Annotated in this window: 19 protein-coding genes; 8 read left to right on the forward strand and 11 right to left on the reverse strand. The window is 63.0% G+C overall.

Going from position 1 to position 19,285, the window contains the following annotated elements; translation table 11 throughout:
* Positions 1–8: 8 nt before the first annotated feature.
* A complete protein-coding gene (locus tag MRY17_RS02985) occupies positions 9–302 on the reverse strand; it encodes a hypothetical protein (RefSeq protein WP_057726345.1) in 294 nt (97 codons plus the stop codon).
* 90 nt (positions 303–392) lie between these two features.
* Here MRY17_RS02985 and pbpC point away from each other — a divergent pair, with 90 nt between their 5' ends.
* The 5 genes from pbpC (at position 393) to MRY17_RS03010 (ending at position 5,178) form a co-directional block, all read left to right on the forward strand.
* A complete protein-coding gene (gene pbpC / locus MRY17_RS02990; RefSeq protein WP_181285003.1) occupies positions 393–2,723 on the forward strand; it encodes a peptidoglycan glycosyltransferase PbpC in 2,331 nt (776 codons plus the stop codon).
* A gap of 175 nt (positions 2,724–2,898) precedes the next feature.
* Complete coding sequence (locus MRY17_RS02995; protein ID WP_181285002.1) at positions 2,899–3,207, forward strand: MazG-like family protein; 309 nt, start codon at positions 2,899–2,901, stop codon at positions 3,205–3,207.
* Positions 3,200–3,949 carry a methyltransferase domain-containing protein gene (locus MRY17_RS03000; RefSeq protein ID WP_181285001.1) on the forward strand — a complete coding sequence of 250 codons (750 nt, stop codon included), beginning with the start codon at positions 3,200–3,202 and terminating at the stop codon, positions 3,947–3,949. The genes MRY17_RS02995 and MRY17_RS03000 overlap by 8 nt, the downstream gene beginning before the upstream one ends.
* A gap of 24 nt (positions 3,950–3,973) precedes the next feature.
* Positions 3,974–4,576 (forward strand): DUF4136 domain-containing protein, encoded by a 603-nt coding sequence (locus MRY17_RS03005; RefSeq protein WP_181285000.1) that lies wholly within the window; start codon positions 3,974–3,976, stop codon positions 4,574–4,576.
* Positions 4,577–4,620: 44 nt separating this feature from the next.
* A complete protein-coding gene (locus tag MRY17_RS03010) occupies positions 4,621–5,178 on the forward strand; it encodes a DUF4136 domain-containing protein (RefSeq protein WP_181284999.1) in 558 nt (185 codons plus the stop codon).
* Between the two features lie 193 nt (positions 5,179–5,371).
* Here the strand turns inward: MRY17_RS03010 and MRY17_RS03015 are convergent, their stop codons facing one another.
* Positions 5,372–5,695: a hypothetical protein gene (locus tag MRY17_RS03015; protein WP_243353274.1), complete on the reverse strand. Its 324-nt coding sequence runs from the start codon at positions 5,693–5,695 to the stop codon at positions 5,372–5,374.
* Positions 5,696–6,084: 389 nt separating this feature from the next.
* On the opposite strand from MRY17_RS03015, the gene MRY17_RS03020 reads away from it, so the two are divergent.
* Positions 6,085–8,067 (forward strand): pilus assembly protein TadG-related protein, encoded by a 1,983-nt coding sequence (locus MRY17_RS03020; RefSeq protein WP_243353275.1) that lies wholly within the window; start codon positions 6,085–6,087, stop codon positions 8,065–8,067.
* Here MRY17_RS03020 and MRY17_RS03025 read toward each other — a convergent pair.
* Both MRY17_RS03025 and MRY17_RS03030 read right to left on the reverse strand, forming a co-directional pair.
* Positions 8,064–10,796, reverse strand: coding sequence for a PAS domain-containing sensor histidine kinase (locus MRY17_RS03025; protein ID WP_243353276.1), 2,733 nt, complete (start codon positions 10,794–10,796; stop codon positions 8,064–8,066). The two genes, MRY17_RS03020 and MRY17_RS03025, sit on opposite strands and share 4 nt — an antisense overlap.
* Positions 10,793–11,233: a TadE/TadG family type IV pilus assembly protein gene (locus MRY17_RS03030; protein ID WP_181284035.1), complete on the reverse strand. Its 441-nt coding sequence runs from the start codon at positions 11,231–11,233 to the stop codon at positions 10,793–10,795. Before MRY17_RS03030 ends, MRY17_RS03025 begins: the two co-directional genes overlap by 4 nt.
* A gap of 72 nt (positions 11,234–11,305) precedes the next feature.
* On the opposite strand from MRY17_RS03030, the gene MRY17_RS03035 reads away from it, so the two are divergent.
* Together MRY17_RS03035 and MRY17_RS03040 are read left to right on the forward strand one after the other, a co-directional pair.
* Positions 11,306–11,779, forward strand: coding sequence for a prepilin peptidase (locus tag MRY17_RS03035; RefSeq protein ID WP_181284036.1), 474 nt, complete (start codon positions 11,306–11,308; stop codon positions 11,777–11,779).
* Positions 11,780–11,904: 125 nt separating this feature from the next.
* Positions 11,905–12,687: a response regulator transcription factor gene (locus MRY17_RS03040; protein WP_181284037.1), complete on the forward strand. Its 783-nt coding sequence runs from the start codon at positions 11,905–11,907 to the stop codon at positions 12,685–12,687.
* Between the two features lie 134 nt (positions 12,688–12,821).
* Here MRY17_RS03040 and MRY17_RS03045 read toward each other — a convergent pair whose 3' ends face one another.
* Genes MRY17_RS03045 through MRY17_RS03075 form a run of 7 tightly spaced genes read right to left on the reverse strand, consistent with a single transcriptional unit; the run spans position 12,822 to position 19,283 of the window.
* Positions 12,822–13,091: a DUF3613 domain-containing protein gene (locus tag MRY17_RS03045; protein WP_181284038.1), complete on the reverse strand. Its 270-nt coding sequence runs from the start codon at positions 13,089–13,091 to the stop codon at positions 12,822–12,824.
* A 2-nt stretch (positions 13,092–13,093) separates the two neighbouring features.
* Positions 13,094–13,804 (reverse strand): hypothetical protein, encoded by a 711-nt coding sequence (locus tag MRY17_RS03050; protein ID WP_181284039.1) that lies wholly within the window; start codon positions 13,802–13,804, stop codon positions 13,094–13,096.
* 10 nt (positions 13,805–13,814) lie between these two features.
* Positions 13,815–14,708, reverse strand: a complete 894-nt coding sequence (locus MRY17_RS03055; protein WP_181284040.1) for a type II secretion system F family protein — start codon at positions 14,706–14,708, stop codon at positions 13,815–13,817.
* Position 14,709: 1 nt separating this feature from the next.
* A complete protein-coding gene (locus MRY17_RS03060; protein ID WP_181284041.1) occupies positions 14,710–15,591 on the reverse strand; it encodes a type II secretion system F family protein in 882 nt (293 codons plus the stop codon).
* Positions 15,592–15,610: 19 nt separating this feature from the next.
* The gene (locus MRY17_RS03065; RefSeq protein WP_181284042.1) at positions 15,611–16,873 is read right to left on the reverse strand and encodes a CpaF family protein; all 1,263 of its coding nucleotides are present in this window, start codon (positions 16,871–16,873) and stop codon (positions 15,611–15,613) included.
* Complete coding sequence (locus tag MRY17_RS03070; protein WP_243353277.1) at positions 16,870–18,066, reverse strand: pilus assembly protein; 1,197 nt, start codon at positions 18,064–18,066, stop codon at positions 16,870–16,872. The genes MRY17_RS03065 and MRY17_RS03070 overlap by 4 nt, the downstream gene beginning before the upstream one ends.
* On the reverse strand, positions 18,063–19,283 hold the full coding sequence (locus tag MRY17_RS03075) for a type II and III secretion system protein family protein (protein ID WP_191953123.1): 1,221 nt from the start codon (positions 19,281–19,283) through the stop codon (positions 18,063–18,065). Before MRY17_RS03075 ends, MRY17_RS03070 begins: the two co-directional genes overlap by 4 nt.
* Positions 19,284–19,285 lie beyond the last annotated feature (2 nt).

Here is a 19,285-nt window from a genome sequence, read left to right on the forward strand (position 1 = left end):
TGGTTGAATCAGTGCACAACCCAGCTCAACAACCACAGGCCCAGGATCAGCCAGATGATCCCGATAATGACCGAGGCCCGCATAAAGGCGCGTACCGCCGAGTACAAAAAGAGCAGCCCGACGATCAGGGTGAGGATGCTGATGATCGAGGTGTCCATGCCCAGGGTGCGCGACAAGCCATCGATAAAGTTGCCGCCGGCGTGGGTCAAGGCCCCGAACAAGCCGCTCAGGCCATCGACGATAAAGCGGATGACGGAGCCGAGCGCCTGGCCCAGCCATTCGAAGAAGCTTTCTACCTGCATGTGCGTGTCCTGATAAGAAGGTGGGCGTAACTGTGCCTTTGGTCGTTGTTGCCACAGGCTAGTTCCCTGCAAGCATAGAGGTTTACCCGGTTGAATTTGCGTTTTGTTGCCCGCTGGACACTGGCGAGCCTGCTGTTGGTCATTGCCCTGCTATGGCTGGCCGACCGTATCTGGCCCTTGCCCCTGCCCCAGGACGACCTGGCCCGGGTGGTGCTGGCCGAGGATGGCACGCCATTGTGGCGCTTTGCCGATGCCGATGGTGTGTGGCGCTATCCGGTGCACACCAGCGAGGTCTCGCCGTATTACCTGGACGCGTTGCTGACCTACGAAGATCGCTGGTTCTACCGCCACCCCGGGGTAAATCCGTTGGCGCTGGTACGGGCGATGTGGCAGAACCTGACCGGCGCACGGGTAGTGTCGGGCGGCAGCACCTTGTCGATGCAGGTGGCACGATTGCTCGACCCGCATTCACGCACCCTGCAGGGCAAGTTGCGCCAACTATGGCGTACCGCGCAGCTGGAGTGGCACCTGTCCAAGGACGAAATCCTCAACCTGTACCTGAACCGTGCGCCCTTTGGCGGGACGTTGCAGGGTGTGGCGGCGGCCAGTTGGGCCTATCTGGGCAAATCCCCGGCGCAGTTGACCCACGCCGAAGCGGCCCTGCTCGCGGTATTGCCCCAGGCACCGAGCCGCCTGCGCCCGGACCGTCACCCGCAACGCGCCCAGCAGGCGCGGGATAAAGTGCTGCGCCGCCTTGCCGAGTTCCAGGTGTGGCCGCAATCGGCGGTCGATGAAGCCCTGGAAGAACCGCTGTTGCTCGCACCGCGCCAGGAACCGAGCCTGGCCCCCTTGCTCGCCCGCCGCCTGAACCGGCCGGACAGCCCGCCCTTGATCCGCACCACCGTGGACGCCACCCTGCAACGCCGCCTCGAAGACCTGCTGCTGGGCTGGCGTGCGCGTTTGCCTGAACATACCTCGGCGGCGATCCTGGTGGTGGAGGAGGACACCATGGCGGTGCGCGCCTACCTCGGCTCGGTGGATATCAACGATGCCAAGCGTTATGGCCATGTGGACATGATCAACGCACTGCGCTCGCCCGGTTCCACCTTGAAACCCTTCCTCTATGGCATGGCCCTGGACGAGGGCCTGATTCATTCCGAATCCCTGCTGCAGGACGTGCCGCGACGCTACGGCGATTACCGTCCCGGCAATTTCTCCATGGGCTTTACCGGGGCGGTGCCGGCGAGTACGGCGCTGTCCAGTTCGCTGAACCTGCCGGCGGTGCAATTGCTGGAAGCCTACGGGCCGAAACGCTTTGCCGCGCAGATGCGCATCGGCGGCATGCCGCTGGCGTTGCCGGCGCTGGCCGAGCCGAACCTGGCGTTGATCCTCGGCGGCGCGGGCAGCCGCCTGGAAGAGCTGGTCAGCGGCTACAGTGCATTCGCCCGCGACGGCAAGAGCGCCACTCTGCGCCTGCAGCCGGATGATGCGCTGCGCGAGCGCCCTTTGCTGTCGCCAGGCGCGGCCTGGATTGTGCGGCGCATCCTCAGCGGCCAGGCGCGACCCGATCGCGACCCACGGGCCGAACTGGTGCAACGCCCGACGCTCGCCTGGAAGACCGGCACCAGCTATGGCTTTCGCGATGCCTGGGCGATCGGCGTCGGGCCGCGTTATCTGATCGGCGTCTGGATCGGCCGGCCGGACGGCACGCCGGTGCCTGGGCAGTTTGGCCTGGCGTCGGCGGCGCCGCTGATGTTGCAGGTGCATGACGTATTGACCAACCGCGACAGCCAGCGCGGCATCAGCGCACCGGTCAAACCGGTGCCGGCCAATGTAGGCGTGGCGGCTATCTGTTGGCCGCTTGGCCAGCCGATGAGTCGCAGCGATCCCAATTGTCGTCGCCAGCGTTTTGCCTGGACACTGGACAACACCACACCGCCGACCTTGCAGGCGTTGGATCAGCCGTTGAGCGTGGGGTTGATGGAAAATCTCTGGGTCAACGCCAAGGGCTTGCGCGTGGACGCCCATTGCCCTGGCGCCGAGCCGAAGAATATTGCCTTGTGGCCAGCGCCGCTGGAGCCCTGGCTGCCCAGGGTGGAGCGCCGTGAATCGCGCATCCCGGCCGCTGACCCGGACTGCCCACCACCGGCACTGGCCGCCGCTTCGCCGCTGTCCATCGTGGGCGTACGCGAGGGCGATCAACTGCGTCTGCCCACTGCCAGTCAACAGGCGCTGCGCCTGAAAATCTCCGCGCTGGGCGGCAGCGGGCGGCGCTGGTGGTTCCTTAACGGTGCGCCGTTGGGGGACAGTGCCAATCAGGACAGCATCAATGCCAGCTTTGAGCGGCTGGGGCGCTATCAGCTCAGTGTGTTGGATGAGGCCGGGCAGACTGCCAGGCTTGAGTTCAGTGTTGTTGATTAGGGCCTCATCGGGGGCAAGTCGAATCGTCGCACCGCCCCTCCCACATTTGAACAGTGTTCACAGCTCAAAATTGTGGGAGGGGGCTTGCCCCCGATGAGGCCCTCAAGATCAACACAGCTATTCACTTGCCTTCACTCCCCATCCCCCTGAAGCTATACCCATTCAGGAGCCCCCAATGAACCTCGAACACCTCACCGAACGCCTGCACCGCATCCGCGATAGCAACGGCTGGAAGCAATTCCACAGCCCGAAAAACCTGGCCATGGCCGCCAGTGTGGAAATGGCCGAGCTGGTGGAGATCTTCCAGTGGCTGACCGAAGACCAGTCGCGCCAGCTGCCGGACGATAAGCTCGCTCACGCTGGCCAGGAAGTCGGCGATATCGTGCTGTACCTGCTGTTGCTGTGCAGTGAGCTGGGCCTGGACATGAACGAAGTGGTGCGCGCCAAGCTGGCCGACAGCGAACGGCGGTTTGCCCATGAGTGACCGGCATTTCGACCAGTTGGCCACGCGCTTCGCCGAGAAGATCTACGGCGGCGCCAAGGGCGCGATTCGCCTGGCGGTGTTGCAGGCCGATCTTACTGAGGCGTTGCCGGAGCGCCCGTTGCGCGTGCTGGATATCGGCGCCGGGTTGGGGCATATGTCCTTGTGGCTGGCCGAACGCGGCCATCAGGTGACCCTGGCCGAGCCCGCCGCGCCCATGCTCGACGGCGCGCGCCAGCGTTTTGCCGACGCCGGGCAGAGCGCCACGTTCATCCATGCGCCCTGGCAAGACTTGCCCGGCCAGCTCGCCGAACCCTACGACCTGGTGCTGTGCCACGCGGTGCTGGAATGGCTGGCCGAGCCTCATGCGATCCTGCCGGTGCTGCATCAGTTGACGTTGCCTGGCGGCTGGTTGTCCCTGGCATTCTATAACCGCGATGCGCTGATCTATCGCAACCTGCTCAAGGGCCACTTTCGCAAGATGCGCAAGAACGAGATGGCTGGCGAAAAGCAGAGCCTCACGCCGCAGCAGCCGCTGGACCCACGGGAACTGGCAGCGCAACTCGAAGGGCTGTGGCAGGTCGAAAGCCAAAGTGGCGTGCGTGTGTTCCACGACTATATGCCGGTGGAATTCCAGGCGCGCGCCGAGCTGCAGGATCTGTTGGAGATGGAACTCGCTCACCGTCGTCACCCAAGCTTTGCCGGACTTGGGCGTTATTTGCACTGGGTTTGCCGTCCGGTTTAAGCAGCCCAGTCTGCGGAGGTCGAAATGCGTCGTCTCTGTTTGATCCTGTTGTCTCTCGGGCTGGGGGCTTGTTCCAGCCCTAACCCCTACGTAGCCGCGTCGGCGCCCATGCCGCCGGCCCCGGCTCAGGCGGCCGCGACCTTTGATGCCAGCGCCTACCCGGCGCCGGTGCGCGACTATGGCGCCTACCGCAATTGGGCCTGGCGCAACGGCCAGTTGCCGGCCGGTACCGCCTGGGCGGATTCGGCCCAGGTGGCCGAGGCCGTCAGCGGTGCGCTGGACCAACGCGGCTTGCGCCCGATACACGATAAACGCGCGCCCGACCTGCTGGTCAGCGCCGACGTGCGCCTGGAGAAACGCCTGCGCCAGGTCCAGGATGACTATGGCTACGGTTATGGCGGCTACAACCGCTATGGCAATGGCTACGGCATGTACAACTCGGTGCCGCTGGTGCGTACCTATGAAGTGCAGGTCGTGGTGGTGCGGGTCAATCTGTTCGACGCCCGCAGCGGCCAGCCGGTGTGGAGCGCCAGTGCCGAAACGGGCAGCCAGGGCAGCCTCAGCGAGCGCGCCGATGCGTTGCGTCAGGCGGTGCAGAAGGCAATGACGGCGTATCCTCCGAGTTAAGCGCTATTCTCAACTGAAGCCGGATCGATCATCGGAGAACCCTCATGTTTCGTCGTATCGCTACGCTTGCCGTTGTCCTGCTGCTGGGCGGTTGCCAGAGTAATCAGGTCAACCACGATTTTGACGCCAGCCGCGACTTTGGCGCCTACCGAAACTGGGCCTGGAAAGACCCGGCGCTGCAATACCGCCCGGATGACCCGCGCATCAAGAGCGACCTCACCGAGCAGCGCATCCGCCAGGCCGTGGGCGAGCAGCTTGACCAGCGCGGCCTGCGCCCCGTCGCGCCCGGCAGCAAGGCCGACCTGAATGTGCAGGCCTATCTGATCGTTGAAGACCGCCAGCAACAAGTCACCACCAACTATGGTGGCGCCTGGGGCGGGCCGTGGAATGGCTACTGGGGCGCGCCGATGTACAACGAAACGCGCAACATCTCCTACAAGGTGGCGACCTTGCAGATCGACCTGCTCGACGGCAAGGATGGCAAGCTGGTGTGGCGTGGCAGTGATGAGCAAATCATGGCCAGTTCGCCGAACCCGCAGGACCGCAGCAACGCTATCCGCAGCACCGTGGCGAAAATCCTCGCCAACTACCCGCCGCGCTGACGGCCTCCTCGGTCAAATGTGGGAGGGGGGCTTGGCCTCCGGGCCGACCAGGATTTTGTGTCGATCCCGGTCCAAATGTGGGAGGGGGCTTGCCCCCGATGACGGCCTCAGGACCGACCAGAATGTTGGATCAGACCGAGTACATATCCGTTTCTGCGGTCACGGCTGCTTAGGGTTCCGCCCTGACGGCGGCTCACTTTTGAAAAGCCGGAATGCCGGCCCAGTCAAAAGTAAGCAAAACGCTCTTGCCCCACCACTCGGCACCTCGCTCAGGCTCGGTGTGCCCGAACGCAGGCTTGAATCCGTGGGCCGCCGCAATGGGCCATCCATGGCCCATTGCGGCTAACCCGGCGTCCTGCCGGGTTACCCACGGATTCAAGCCTGCGTTCGGCCAGCGTGGTTTAACGGGGCGCCTGAGATCAAGATCAAAAGCCAGATCAAGATCAAGAGCGGCTCGCTTCGCATCGTGGTTAGCGTTGGCGGCTGTAGCCTGCGAAGTTGTGTAGATATTGGTCATCGGGGGGGGGCAAGCCCTCTCCTCGGTCAAATGTGGGAGGGGGCTTGCCCCCGATAGCGGTGGGTCAACCAACATCAGTGTTTGCTGGGCTGATGTCATCGGGGGCAAGTCGAATCGTCGCACCGCCCCTCCCACATTTGATCTTCGCTGCTTTAAGCATTTCGTTCGCTTAACTGACTGGCATTAGGGCTTGCCCCGATGGCGGCCTCCGGGCCGACCAGGATGCCGGTTCAGACCGAGTACACATCTGCTCCTGCGGTAACGCCTGCTATCGGCTGCGCCCTTACGGCGTATCACATTCTCCCGTTGCCAGCCGCCACTCTTGTCTACACTCACTCATACCCTCAGGAGCGTAAACGCTCGGCGACTCGCCGGCACAGGAGTGCTCGATGTCTCCCCGACTTCATGGCAAGCAAAGTGGCGCTATCGGCCTGATGGCAGTGGGTGTGTTGGCGCTGGTGTTGGCGTTTACCTTGCTGGCGGTGGACAGCGGGCGGCTTTACCTGGAAAAACGCAAGCTGCAAGGGGTCGCGGACACCGCAGCGCTGGAGGCCGTAAGCCGCAATGGCACGTGTGCAGCGGGTTTGAGCGCAGCAGCGTATGCGACGCAAAGTGGCGCGCGTAATAAATTTGTGACGGGTAACGGCAATACGTTGGTGACCCGCTGCGGCGCGGTGACCACGGCGGCTTCCGGTCGGCGCGTGTTCACCGCCAACCCGGCCCTGTCGTCAGCCATTGAGGTGGTGGTGGGCAAAACCGTCACCACCAGCGTGGCCGGTGGCGTCTGGTCGATGATGTCGGGTAACTCGGTCAGCCTCAATACCCAATTGAGCGCGACGGCAGTGGCGGCCAAACCCACGCCGCCGATAGCGCAGTTGAGCATCAGGAGCACGTTGGTCAGCGTTGATACCGCCAGTGCTGGCATGATGAACGCGGTGTTCAGCGGGTTGCTCGGTGGTGGGGTCAATGTTTCTGTGCTCGGCTGGAACGGTCTGCTCAACAGCGATATCAATATGCTCAGTTACCTCGATCAATTGGCCGTCGACCTGCATGTCACCGCCGGCGACTACACCCAATTGCTCAACACCACGGTGAGCGCCTCGCAGTTGCTCCAGGCTGCAATCACTGTGCTGGGTGATGGCCCGTTGACGGCGAATGCAGCGACCGCGCTGGGCAATATCAAAGTCGCCGCAATCAACCCTGTGCCGCTCACACTGGGCAAAATCCTGCAACTGCAGACGGGCGTCACCGCCGCCGCGCTGAATGCCAATCTGCAACTCTTTCAGTTGGTCCAAGGCGTGGTGCAGCTGGCCGGCAACCAGAGCGCGGCGGCGGTGACACTGCCTGTTAGCTTGTTGGGGCTGGCCAATATCACCACTCAGATCAAAGTCATGGAGCCGGCGCAGTTATCGGCCGTCGGCAACCCGATACGCGCGGCGGCCGACCCGTTGGGCCCGAATAAAATTTATGTGCGCACCGCCCAGCTGCGCACGCAGATAACCGTAAGTTTGCCGGTGCTCGCCAGCTTGTCCGGCTTGACTGCGGCGGTGAATGACTTGGTGGGGCCACTGACACCTGTACTCAGCGGCTTGTTGAGCTTGAACCTGGTCACCACGATCAACTCGACGCTTTGCCTGTTGGGTGCCGGTTGCCAACAATTGGACATCCTGGCATTGCCGGGCAACCTGCCGCTGCAGATTGTGCTGGATGCCGGCGGGGCCAGCAGCTATGTCACCGCCTATAGCTGTCCAACGGGAGGCGCGGGCACCAAGAGCTTGACGGCCTACACCACCACCTCGGCGGCATCGCTGAACGTAGGCAATATCACCAACGCATTCTCATCCACACAGCCGATGACCGTGGCGCCGTTGGCCCTGATCGATTTCGGCATCAAGACATGCCGTAAAATCCTCGGCATCGGCACGTGCGATCCCCGCATTCCGTTTGCAGGCGGCGGCGTCGGGATCAAGGTGCAAAGCCCGATTGTGGGCAGCAACAGTAATCAGAACCTGGTGTTTTCCAGCACCACGCCCTTTGCCACGCCCGCCAATGTGGGGCTTGCGCCCAGCTATCAGACGGTCGCGCCGGCCACCAACCTGGTGAATGGCCTTTCCTCTGCCCTCGGCGGCGTCGGCATTACGGCTTATCAACCCGTGGGGAGCAACGCCTTGGGAGGGGTGATCGCCAGCACAGTGTCGTTGCTCAGCGGCGTCAGCACCCTGGTGACGCCTGTGTTGAACAACGTGCTTAACCCGTTGCTCAATCCGATCCTCAACAATCTGTTGAGCAGCTTGGGTATCAGCCTGGCAAGCGTGACCGTGGGCGCCAACCTGAGCTGCGGCCAGACCGGCGAGGCCTACCTGGTGATTTAAGCTTCGCAGGCCCTGGGCAGTTCCACGCAGAACCGCGCGCCATGTTCACCGTTGCTGACGCTGAGGCGTCCGCCCATGTTTTCAACGATGCCGTAGCTTACCGACAGGCCCAGCCCGGTCCCCACGCCAATCGGCTTGGTGGTGAAGAACGGCTCGAAGATGCGCTCCAGCAAACGCGGGTCAATGCCGCCGCCGTTATCTTCGACCCAGATGCGTACGTGGCGGCTGTCGTGTTCGGTGTGAAGGGCTATCCACGGGCGCAGGTCCGGCTGCTTTTCCTTCCGGCTCAATAGCGCATCGCGAGCATTGACCATCAGGTTGATCAGCACTTGCTCAAGCTGGTCGGCGTAGCCTGTGACCTGCACCGCACTATCCGCCTGGGTCAGTTTGATCTCCACACCTTTACCGCGCAGGCCTTCGCTGAGCAGCGACAGGGTACCTTCCACCGCCTGCGCCGGGTCGAAGGGCTGCTGTTCGACTTCCGAGCGGCGGCCGAACACACGCATGTGGTCCACCACCCGCGCCGCTCGTTGTACCTGCGCGTCAATGCGCTGGAGTTTCTCCGTCAGGTAGTCGATCTGCGCGTCGCCGTTGCCCAGGCGCTTGAGTACGTTGACGATGGCCATGCGCATCACGTTCAGCGGCTGGTTGATCTCATGGGCCAGGCCGGTGGCCATTTCGCCGAGGGTGGCCATTTTCGCGCTTTGCGTCAGTTGCTGCTGGGAGCGCCGTACTTCGGTGTTGTCGCGGCCCACGGCCTGCACTTCGAGCAGATTGCCTTGCTCGTCAAACACGCCACGGTCCGACCACACCCACCAGGCGTGCTCACGCCCCGGCAATTGCAGACTGATTTCCGCCGTGCTCACGGGAAACTCCGGCGTCAGTTGCTCGATGCGCAACACGAATGCCGCGCGTTGCTCGGCCGATAACCAGTGCCCCAGGTTCAGCCCCGGCAGTTGGCCGGGCAGGCACTCCAGGTAGTTGGCCAGGGGCGTGTTGCCAAAGGTCAGGGTCAGGTCCGGACGGTAGCGGCAGATCATCGCCGGGGAGTCTTCCACGAGGATGCGGTAGCGTTCCTCGCTGTCCTTGACCTGCTGCGCGGCCAGGGTGGCCTCGGTGATGTCCAGCCACAGGCCGACCGCCTCCACCGGCAGGCCGAGGTCGTCGCGCAGCAACTTGGCTTCGTCGAGCAGCCAGTGGTAGTTGCCTTGTTTATCCTGAACCCGGTAGCGGCTGCGCACGCTGCCTTCGCGCAGCAGCTGGCGCGTGCACTGGAAGTACAGGTCGCGGTCATCCGGGTGGACCCATTGCACCAAACTGTCATGGCTGCATTCGGCGAGTGTGCGGCCCAGCAGCGGCAGCAGGCTGTCGCTGAAAAACACCGGTTGCAGGGCGCCGTTCACGTAGCGCTGCACATAGATCACCGCCGGCGAGCTGGCGATCAGGTTGTCCAGGCGGGCGTGGGCGGCGTCGGCCTGCAGTTGCTGGTTCTTGATGTCGCTGATGTCGAGCATGAAGCCGATCCAGCGGCGCTGCTCACCGACGCCCAGTACCTGGCCCTGTACGCGGTACCAGGTGGGCGGTTGGTCGCTGGCGCCACGATTCAGGCGTACGCTGGCGAGCAAGGGTTTGCCGAGGGCTTGCAAGTCGCGCAGACGGCTGTGTAATTCCTGGCGATCGGCGGGGTGAATGAGGTTCAGCCAGGTTTCCAGGCCTTGGCGGGTAGGGCTGTCTTCGGGGCCCAGGTTGCGCATCAATTGCGGTGCGAGCTGGATCTCGTGGCTGGCGGGCAGCCATTCCCACCAGCCGGTGCCCAGCAAGCCCTGCAGGACCTCCTGGCGTTCCAGTTGCAGGTGGTGGCGCTGTTCACGCAGACGGCTGAGCAGCGGGGCGGCAAGGGCGGCGGCCAGGTTCAGCCAGTCGCGCTCGCGGGTGTCGGCGTCGCCGCCGTAGGCCCCGCACAGCAGCCACGCGGCGACGCCCTGGCTATCGCGGTAAGGCACCAGAAACCCCTCGGCATTGCCGAACACGCTGTGCAAGCGCGGGTGTTCACCGCGACTGTCATGAGCTTGCAGGCTCAAGGGGGCGGTGCCGTTGAGGCTGTCCAGGCACGTCCCGAGGCGTTGCCCGATGTGCCAGAGCAGCGGCGCGTCATGGTGGGCGTACTGGCTGTAGATCACCCAGCCCTGGTCCTCTTGATCACCAAGCGCCAGGGCGATACACGGGATTCGCCAACGCTGCGCCACGCTGCACAGTTGTTCGTTGAACACATCGGGCAAGCGGCTGAGGCTGCACACGCGCAATTGCTCGCTGGCCTGACTGGCCAGTTGCTGATTCTGTTCACGCTGCTCGGCCAGTCGTCGGCCGTTGAGCAAGTCGCCGATATCCACCGCATGCAGCCGCCAGCCATGGTCGTGTGGCTCCAGGGTTGCGCGGGTGTGCAACACCTGCCCGGCGATGCCGTGGAAATCCAGGTCGAGGCTATGGCGCTGCCAGTCGGCGGGAACACCTTCGACCTCAAGGGCGCTATGGGCTCGCAGCAAGGCGCGCAGCGGCACCGACTCGGCATGGGGCGCCAGTTGTGAGCGCAGTGTGCCGCTGATACCGAGCACCTGGCCTTGCGCATCCAGTTGCACCTGCAAACCGGCCGAAGGCGGCGCAGCAGGCGCGATCGCCAGCGCGCTGCCACGGCCAAGCAGACGCCCGAACAGTTTGTCTCCCGAGGTCAAAACTGCAGGCTCGACTGGGCCTGCAGTGTCGCCGGCAACTGCGGCACGCTGCCAATGCCGGGCAGCACAATAAAAGGCATAACTGCGTGCAGATTGGCGGAGGGATAGCTGATCTTCACGTTCAGCAGGCCGTCAACGAAGGTGGTGCTGACCTGCGTCGCCGCATTGAATTTATACGCGTCGGGGAGCCAGCTCAGGCGTTCGCTAATCGCGTTTTTGGCGGTGGTTTGCACGGCGGTGCTGTAGCCCTGCATCGCCGGGTCGAGCCCCACGCTCAGGCGCACCGCTTCAGCGGTGGCCTGGTTGAACGACTGCAATAACAGCAGCGGCAAGCTATAGCTGACCATGCCGTAGAACACTGCGAAAAAAATCACGAACACCGCCGCGAACTCAATCGCGGCCGTGCCTTTCTGCTTGCGGGGGAGGCTAGTTTTCATCACCGCGTCTACCCTGACGGCTACTACTTGATATCAGCATAGAATCAATCGGCGAAAAGGCAGGTTTTTTACGTGATCCAGGCTGCGGTGGTGCTGTTGTGGCTGTTGGTATGTGCGGTGCAGGACACGCGGCAGCGATTGCTTGCCAACCGCCTGACGCTGGGTGTTGCGTTGCTGGGCGGGGTCTATCTGTTCTGGACCGGCGGCACCTGGCTGGGTGCTTCGGTGGGCCAAGGCCTGTGGGCGTTTTTCCTGGCGCTGCTGTTGACCTTGCCGGGTTACGCCCTGGGCCGCCTCGGCGCCGGGGACGTGAAGCTGCTCGCGGCCCTGGCATTGGTGTCGGACGCCGAGTATTTATTGGGATCGTTTATCGGCGCTGCCGGGGCGAGCGTGCTTTGGCTGCTATTGGCGCCAAAGTTCTGGCCGCTTATGAGTCAACGGCTTACGGATTGCCTGGGGCACCTGGCTCCTGAATCGTCAAAAAAACTGCCGTTTGCCCCCTTCCTGTTGGTGGGTTTTACGCTTGTCTGGCTTTGGATCCATTGAACGTCGCAAGGAATTGACGCTATGTACAGAGTCGGGAAGTACGTCTACGTTTAAGAAGGCGTTGTACAGGAATATACGTGGTTAAGGATGGGTCAATCTTTGGCTTGCCAGGCATGGAGTAGCGCGTGAACAAGCTTAATTGTGCGGTAAAAGTGCTCGTGGTCGACGATCAGCCGCTGATTGTGGAAGAGCTGTGTGAATTTCTTGAAAGCAGCGGGTTCCGTTGTGTCCCCTGTGAATCCAGTCAGCAAGCCTTGCAGCATTTCTGTGAAGACAGCGAAATCGGCCTGGTGCTGTGCGATCTGCATATGCCGGGCATGGACGGCATCGAGTTGGTCCAGGCTTTGCAAAAAATTGCCGGCAGGCAGCGGGTGTTCGAGGCCATCATGCTGACCGGGTGCGCCGACAAGCAGGACGTGATCAAGGCCCTGCGCGCCGGGATTGCGGATTACTACCAGAAACCCATTAACCTGGAAGAATTGCTCGAAGGTTTGCAGCGCCAGGAAGTCGCGTTGCAAGAGCGCAGCAAAGACTTGCAACTGGGGAAGCTCAACCAGAAGCTGCAATGTCTTTCCGAAACCATCAATGATCTGTATCAGGACCTCGATAAAGTGCGGCGCAGTCCGTCCGGGCCGGACGGCGAAGAGGTCTCGACGCAAGAGGCGGGCCGGGTCGAAACCCCGGCGATTTTCAACCAGCTGTCACCGCGCCAACTGGAGGTGGCCAGGCTGGTCGGAAAGGGGCAGACCAACTATCAGATTGCCTGCGAGCTGGGCATCACGGAAAACACCGTCAAGCTGTATGTCTCGCAGGTGCTGCGGCTGACGCATATGAACAACCGCACGCAGTTGGCCCTGGCGTTGTCGCCGGGTAGCTCGGCTATGCGCCAGCGGGTGACGGCGCACTGAAGGCAACGGTCGATGATGATGTAGGAGCGAGCTTGCTCGCGAAGAACTCACAGGCGCCGCGTTCAACCAGAAAGCACGCGCTAACGTTGACGTTTTTCGCGAGCAAGCTCGCTCCTACACGTTTAGTGTCTTGCTCAGTTGTCCCCTTCGGTTTTTCCGCCGATTTTCTGATCGAAAAACTCCGGAATCTCATGCTTGAAGCTTTCCAGCCAGCGCTGCGCGGCCAGGTCGCGTTCGGTGGCGGAGGCTGCCTGTGGCGTGATTGACGCCGCTTGCCCACTGATCTGCAACGCCAGCCAGTTCTCCGTGGCGACCTGCTGCGGGGAGTAGGGGCCAGGCTCGATGGCCATGACGCTGAGGGGCAGGGCCAGCACGGCCAGGCTTGCGAGACAGGGCAGTTTCATCATCAATTCCTCGGGTTGCGGGTGGCGTCATTGACGGTGGCAATCTGACCCTTGGCCTTGACGCTTGACGCCTTGAGTTTCTCGGCGCGGGCCTGGGCCTGGGTGACGTGTTCGGGGCTCAGTCCCATCTGGCTGACCACCTGCGCGGCCTGCTTCCAGTTGTCCTGGTAGATCAACAGCGTCACCAGATTGATGGCCGCCAGTGGATCGCTCTGCTTGAGTTCCATGGCGGTCATGAATTCAAAACGTGCATCTTCCAGGCGCAGTTGATTGAGGTACACCACGCCCAGGTCATTGCGGATTTTCTCGTCGGTGGGCGCCAGCCGTGCCGCGCGCTGCAAGTGGGCCATGGCCAGGCTGTCGTCACCTTTGGCCGAGGCCAGTTGCCCCAGGCCATGTTCGCCTTCGGCGGCCATGCAGGTGCCGAGCAGGCTGCGGTAGAGGGGCTCGGCGTTGCGCCCGAGCAAGCGATACGCCTTGGCCTGGCGCAGGCGCACCTGGGGCAGACTGGCCGGCAGGCTGTGCAGGTTGGCCAGGCTGGCGTGCAGTTTGCCGTCGTTGGCCATTTCATCGGCCAGGTTCAACGAAAGTTCCTGTTCGGCGCTGGGCTTGGGGCAACTGCCGGAGCCTGTCAGGGCGCTCCAGGGGGTTTGGCCATAGGTGGCGCAACCACCGAGCAGCAACAGGCTCAAACCGGCGATCAAGGCTTTCATCGAGTATTCCTCATAAGTTACTCAAGGCCCGGGTGATGCCGATGAATGCCGGCCCCCCGAGCACGATCAGCAAGGCGGGAAACAGAAACACCATCATCACCACCGACATCTTCGCCGACATTTTCGACACAAATTCCTGGATGCGGGTCAGGCGCCGGTCGTCGAGCAATTGCTTGAGCGCCAGCAACGACTTCATCGCGCCGCCGCCCTGGTGGATCAGTTGCTGGAGGATGATGCTGGTGTCAGTGAACTCATCCACGGCCAGCAGCCTGGCGGTCTTGCCCAGCTCTTCACCGAGCTCAAGGCCTGAGTCGACCCGGTTCAGGATCAGCCGTAATTCATGGGTCAGCACCGGCAGCAGGCGTTGCGCTTCGATGCTCAATACGCGCAACGCCTGTTCGACCGCCATGCCCGATTCGAACAGGATGCGCAGCAGCGGAATGAACGTCGATACCTCCTGGGCGACGCGCTGCTGGCGGGCCTTGGCCGCGCTGGCCAGGATGCGCTTGGGCAACAGATAGCCGATGCCCAGCGCGATCAGAGGCACCAGCCACGGCGAGTCACCCTTGGGAAACAGCACCTGCTGAGTGGTCAGGGTGACGATCAACAGCAGGACCGGCGTGCCGATCTGGAAGGCGGCGAACATCGAGCGCTGGCTGGCTTTGCGCCAACCCACGCGGTTGAGCAGCGTCTGGGTTTCGTTGTCCAGGCTGACCGAACGTTGCGCCAGCGGGCTGTTGCCCAACTGCCGCATCATCGCACCGAGGCGATGTTCGCGGCCCATCCGGCCTTGCAGGCGCTGGGCGACCAGGCGCTGACCACGCCGATCTTTGATCAGGTTGGCCAGCACCAGTGCCAGGGCGGCCAGGAACAACACGGCGCTGATCAGCAATGAAATAGCCATCTCATACGCTCCGCAACATGCGCCACAGGGTGAAGCAACCGAGCACCTGCATGATCAGGGCGACGAACAACAGCACGCGACCGGTGCCGTCGTTCCACATGGTCATCAGGTAGGCCGGATTGACCGCCAGGAAATAGCCCACCATCGAAATGGGCAACGCGGTGAGTACGTAGGCGGTCACCCGGGTTTCGCCGGTCAGGGCGCGCAGCTGGCGCGCGGCTTGCTCGCGCTCGCGGATCATCTTGATCAGGTTTTCCAACAGCTCGCTGGCATTGCCGCCGTAGCGGTGATTGACCTTCAAGCCCAACGCGAACAACCGGAACTCGTCGCGCTCGTAAAACTCGGCAAAATCGTGGGCGGACTCCGGCAGGCTGACCCCCAGATGCACGTTGCGCCGAACCCGGCCCATGGCTTTTTTCAGCGGGTCTTGGGCCACCTCGATACCGCCCAGCACCGCATCGGCCAGGGTGCGCCCGGCCTTGAGGCTGCGCACGGTGTGGTCGAGCAACGGCGGCAATTGTTCGATCATGCGTTTGATCCGGCGTTGATAACGCCAGGCGATGTACAGGCGCAGCAGCACGGGCGGCAACAGCAGCATCACCAGCAGGCCAAGCCAGCCGGCGACGATCAACCCCAGCACCACGCCCAGGCCCCAGGCGGTCAGCCACAGCCCCAGGTTGTCACTGGGTTTGCCCAGGCCGGCGCGCAGGAACATGCGCTCCACGCCGCTCCAGGAATCGCTTTCTTCGACGAGCTGCGGCTGGCCTTCGGCGAGGCGGACCAGTACACGTTCGGTCCGGGCGCGGCGCAAGCCGTTCTGGAATGAGCGGACCGACAGGCCGATCAGGATCAGGCAAATGCACAGCAGGATGGCCCCGGTCATGCTCGACTCCTCTCCAAGGCTAGGCCGATTCGCGGCGCAGTTTTTCGCCGGCCGGGTTGATCGCTTCGCGCACGAAGCCGAAGCCGGTACGCCGGTCGTGACGGAACAGCGTGTTGGTCACGTACACGTCTTCGCGGATGCCCACCACTTCGACCACTTCGCTGACGCAACGACGACCGTCCGGCAGGCGGGTCAACTGCACCACCACATCCAACGCCGCGCAGATCATCTGGCGCAGGGTCTTTTCCGCGACCACCCGGCCGGTCAGGCCCACCAGGGTTTCCAGGCGCAGCAGGGCATCGGCGGCATTGTTGGCGTGCACAGTACTCATGGAACCGTCGTGGCCGGTGTTCATCGCGGTAAGTACATCGATCACTTCCACGCCGCGAATTTCGCCGAGAATGATGCGGTCGGGGCGCATGCGCAGGGCGTTGCGGATCAGGTCGCTGGCCTTGACCTCGCCATGGCCCTCGGCATTGGGCGGGCGGGTTTCCAGGCGTACCACATGGGGATGGCCCAGTTGCAGTTCGGCCACGTCTTCGATGGTGACCAGGCGCTCATGGGGGTTGATCAGCTGGCTGAGAATATTCAGCAGCGTGGTTTTGCCGGTGCCGGTCCCGCCGCTGATGAGGATGTTGCAACGCTTGCCCACCGCTTCCTGGAAGAAATCGAAGATGTTCTGGTCGATGGTCTGCATGGCTACCAGGTCGCTGCTTTTAAGCATGTCCTTGCGAAATTTTCGAATCGACAGGCACGGCCCGTCCAAGGCAATCGGCGGGATGATCGCATTGACCCGGCTGCCATCGGGCAAGCGCGCGTCGACCATCGGCGACGACTCATCCAGGCGCCTCCCCAGTGGCGCGAGAATGCGTTGCATGACGCGCTCCACATGGTGCGCATCAATAAAACGCAGGTCGCTCTGGTGCAGCAGGCCGTCACGCTCGATAAACACCCGGTGCGGGCCGTTGACCAGGATTTCGGTGACGGACGGGTCGCGCAGCAGCACCTCCAGCGGGCCGAAACCGGTCAGTTCGTCGACGATTTCTTCGGCCAGGCGCTCCATCTCGTAGCGCGAGATCGCCAGGTGCATGCGGTTGATGTACTCGGCGACCTTGTCGATGACAAATTGCGCCAGCGACTGGCGCGAGCCTTCCAGCAGGTTTTTCCCCGACTCTTCGATGGCATCGATGATGTAGCGATGCAGCACCAGTTTCAGGCCGTCGTGGTCGGTGTTGCCGCCCAGGCCTCGCGCGGGGGCGCCGAAGAGTTTTTCGCTGCTCATTTATCGGCTCCCAACAAGCGCTCCAGCCAGCGGCTGGGCGATTTCCGGTTGGCGTCTTCCAAACGTTTGGCCAGGCGCTCGCCCAGGGTTTTGAGCGCTTGAGTCAGGGCTTCGCGCGGTGTCAGCGCAAACAGGGTTTGTCCCTGGTTCTTGGCGTTCAACCGTACCTCCGGACTCAGTGGCAACACAGCAATCACTTCCAGGCCGAAGCTTTTGCTCAGGGCGTCGGCGTTAGGCGCGCAGCTTTTGATGTAGCGATCCACCAGCAGCCAGGCATGGTCGAGCTTCATGCCTTTTTCGCGCCACAGGCTCAGTACGGCGAGGTTGCGCCGGCACTCCAGTACGTTCTGATCGGTGCACCACAGCAGCTTGTCGCAGTGGCTGACAAAGGTGCGCACGGCTTCGCTGTCCGGCTGGCCGGCAAGGTTCACCACAATGTGCTGGAAGTGTTGGCGCAGCGCGCTGAGCAGCATGTAGAGCTCGGCGGCGCTGGTGCGCTCCAGCGGCTCATCGTTGGGCGCGTAGGCGAGAATGCGCAGGCCGGCTTCGGCCGAGGTAAAGGCGCTGTTGATCAGGGTGGTGTCCAGCCGTCTCAGGTGGCGCAGCGCATCGCCGAAGTTGAACGAGCTTTCCAGGCCCAGCAGCGCCAGGCTGTCACCGCGTGGCAGGCCCAGGTCGAGCAACAATGTCTGCTGGCCGCTGTTTTGCACCACCAGCGCCAGGTGGCTGGTGAGCAGTGCGCCATCGGAAGTGCTCTGAGTGCCGTAGAGCACCGAGAGGCCGCCCAGTTGCGTGTTGGTTGCGACCGGCGGCAGACGCTTGCTCAGGCGACGTACCAGGCCGGCGACTTCGCTGGAGCGTGAGCCGTAGGCGACGAAATCCCGCGCCCCGGCGCGCATGGCATTGAGCACCAACTGGTTGTCCATGCCGTCACCGAGGGCGACGATGGCCAGCATCGGCTTGGCTTCCAGCGCGCCTTCGATCAGCGCGCTCTGGGCCACCAGGTGCTCGCGGTCAAGGCCGATGAACACCAGGCTGGCGAAGGTCACATCGACCAGCGCCAGCAATTCATCGAGCGTGCCGCTACCGGCGCTGACCACTTGGCCCAGGGGCGCCAGGGCGCCCTGCAGCCACTCCAGGTCGGTGGTGTTGCGGGTGATTGCCAGGAACGTCTGGCTCAGGCTATCGCTCATTGGGACAGCCCGTTGAGCCGGTCGAAATTGCCATTTTCCAGGAAGAACAGCCGGTACCAGTTCGGGTCGTAGTTGCGCATTTTTTCACCAGGCAACGATGGCAACCGGGCGTTGGCCGCCAGCGGTTGCACCAGATGCGGCGTGACGATCATCAGCAGCTCCTTGTCTTCGCGCCTGACCGAGGAATCGCGAAAGAACGCCCCCAGGATCGGGATGTCACCCAAACCCGGGAACTTGCCGATGTTGGTGGTGGTGTTGCTGCTGATCAGGCCGCTGATCACAAAGCTTTCGCCATCGGCCAGGGACACGCTGGTATCGGTGCGGCGGATGGTCAGGGCCGGCACGCGGATATTTTCGATGACCACGGCGTTGGTGTAGTCGAGTTCACTGACCTCCGGCGCCACCTTGAGGGAAATACGGTTGCGGTCGATCACGGTCGGGGTGAGGGTCAGGCGGATGCCGAATTCCTTGTATTCGATCGTGATGGTGTCGCTGCCGCTGCTCGGTACTGGCACCGGTATTTCACCCCCGGCGAGAAAGGTTGCGCTTTGTCCGCTCATGGCCACCAGGCTTGGCCGGGCGAGGGTGTAGGCGAAGCCGCTGCTTTCCAGGGCATTGATCATCGCCGAGACGCGCCCACCGCCAAAGCCGATATTGAAGTTGTCCGCGCTCACCGGCAGTTTGAAGGTGCTGGGTGTGGGGAACAGCAAGTTCGGGCTGCCCAGGAAAAAGTTGTTGCCGATGCCGAGGATCTTGGTGCTGGCCTCCTTGAGTTTGGTACGGCTGACTTCGACGAAGCGGATGTCGGTCTGTACCTGGCTGGGCAGCAGCGGATCATCGGCTGGCGACAGCGACAGACTGGTCAGGGCGGTATTGGCCTTGCCCTTGACGAAAACCATGCTCTGGCGCGGGGTGGTCGAGCAGGCGGTCCAGACCATCAGGCTGGTGGTGCCGGGGCCGACGCCGGTGAGCAGGAAGGCCCGGTCGCCATTGAGATGAACGTCGGCGATTTTCGGATCGCCAATGGCCAGGCGCGTGATCGCCACGGGCGATTGCAGTTCCTGTTGCAGGCCCTCGCCAACCGACAACGCGGCGGGCAGTTGTGCAAGGCTGGCGCAATTGCCCTGAGCGGCCACGGCCAGGCTCATGGACAGGTGCGAGAGCAGCAGGGCACAGGCGATTTTCAGCGTGAACACCGGTACGAAACATCGGCTCATGC

This window comes from Pseudomonas orientalis (assembly GCF_022807995.1).
Lineage (GTDB): Bacteria > Pseudomonadota > Gammaproteobacteria > Pseudomonadales > Pseudomonadaceae > Aquipseudomonas > Aquipseudomonas orientalis_B.

Coding starts and splice junctions, on each gene's coding strand:
- MRY17_RS03050 (WP_181284039.1), bottom strand. CDS start 13,804: ATGAAAGCCTTGATCGCCGGTTTGAGCCTGTTGCTGCTCGGTGGTTGC.
- MRY17_RS02985 (WP_057726345.1), bottom strand. CDS start 302: ATGCAGGTAGAAAGCTTCTTCGAATGGCTGGGCCAGGCGCTCGGCTCC.
- MRY17_RS03030 (WP_181284035.1), bottom strand. CDS start 11,233: ATGAAAACTAGCCTCCCCCGCAAGCAGAAAGGCACGGCCGCGATTGAG.
- MRY17_RS03000 (WP_181285001.1), top strand. CDS start 3,200: ATGAGTGACCGGCATTTCGACCAGTTGGCCACGCGCTTCGCCGAGAAG.
- MRY17_RS03045 (WP_181284038.1), bottom strand. CDS start 13,091: ATGAAACTGCCCTGTCTCGCAAGCCTGGCCGTGCTGGCCCTGCCCCTC.
- MRY17_RS03010 (WP_181284999.1), top strand. CDS start 4,621: ATGTTTCGTCGTATCGCTACGCTTGCCGTTGTCCTGCTGCTGGGCGGT.
- MRY17_RS03055 (WP_181284040.1), bottom strand. CDS start 14,708: ATGGCTATTTCATTGCTGATCAGCGCCGTGTTGTTCCTGGCCGCCCTG.
- MRY17_RS03065 (WP_181284042.1), bottom strand. CDS start 16,873: ATGAGCAGCGAAAAACTCTTCGGCGCCCCCGCGCGAGGCCTGGGCGGC.
- MRY17_RS03015 (WP_243353274.1), bottom strand. CDS start 5,695: ATGACCAATATCTACACAACTTCGCAGGCTACAGCCGCCAACGCTAAC.
- MRY17_RS03060 (WP_181284041.1), bottom strand. CDS start 15,591: ATGACCGGGGCCATCCTGCTGTGCATTTGCCTGATCCTGATCGGCCTG.
- MRY17_RS03070 (WP_243353277.1), bottom strand. CDS start 18,066: ATGAGCGATAGCCTGAGCCAGACGTTCCTGGCAATCACCCGCAACACC.
- MRY17_RS02995 (WP_181285002.1), top strand. CDS start 2,899: ATGAACCTCGAACACCTCACCGAACGCCTGCACCGCATCCGCGATAGC.
- MRY17_RS03020 (WP_243353275.1), top strand. CDS start 6,085: ATGTCTCCCCGACTTCATGGCAAGCAAAGTGGCGCTATCGGCCTGATG.
- MRY17_RS03005 (WP_181285000.1), top strand. CDS start 3,974: ATGCGTCGTCTCTGTTTGATCCTGTTGTCTCTCGGGCTGGGGGCTTGT.
- MRY17_RS03075 (WP_191953123.1), bottom strand. CDS start 19,283: ATGAGCCGATGTTTCGTACCGGTGTTCACGCTGAAAATCGCCTGTGCC.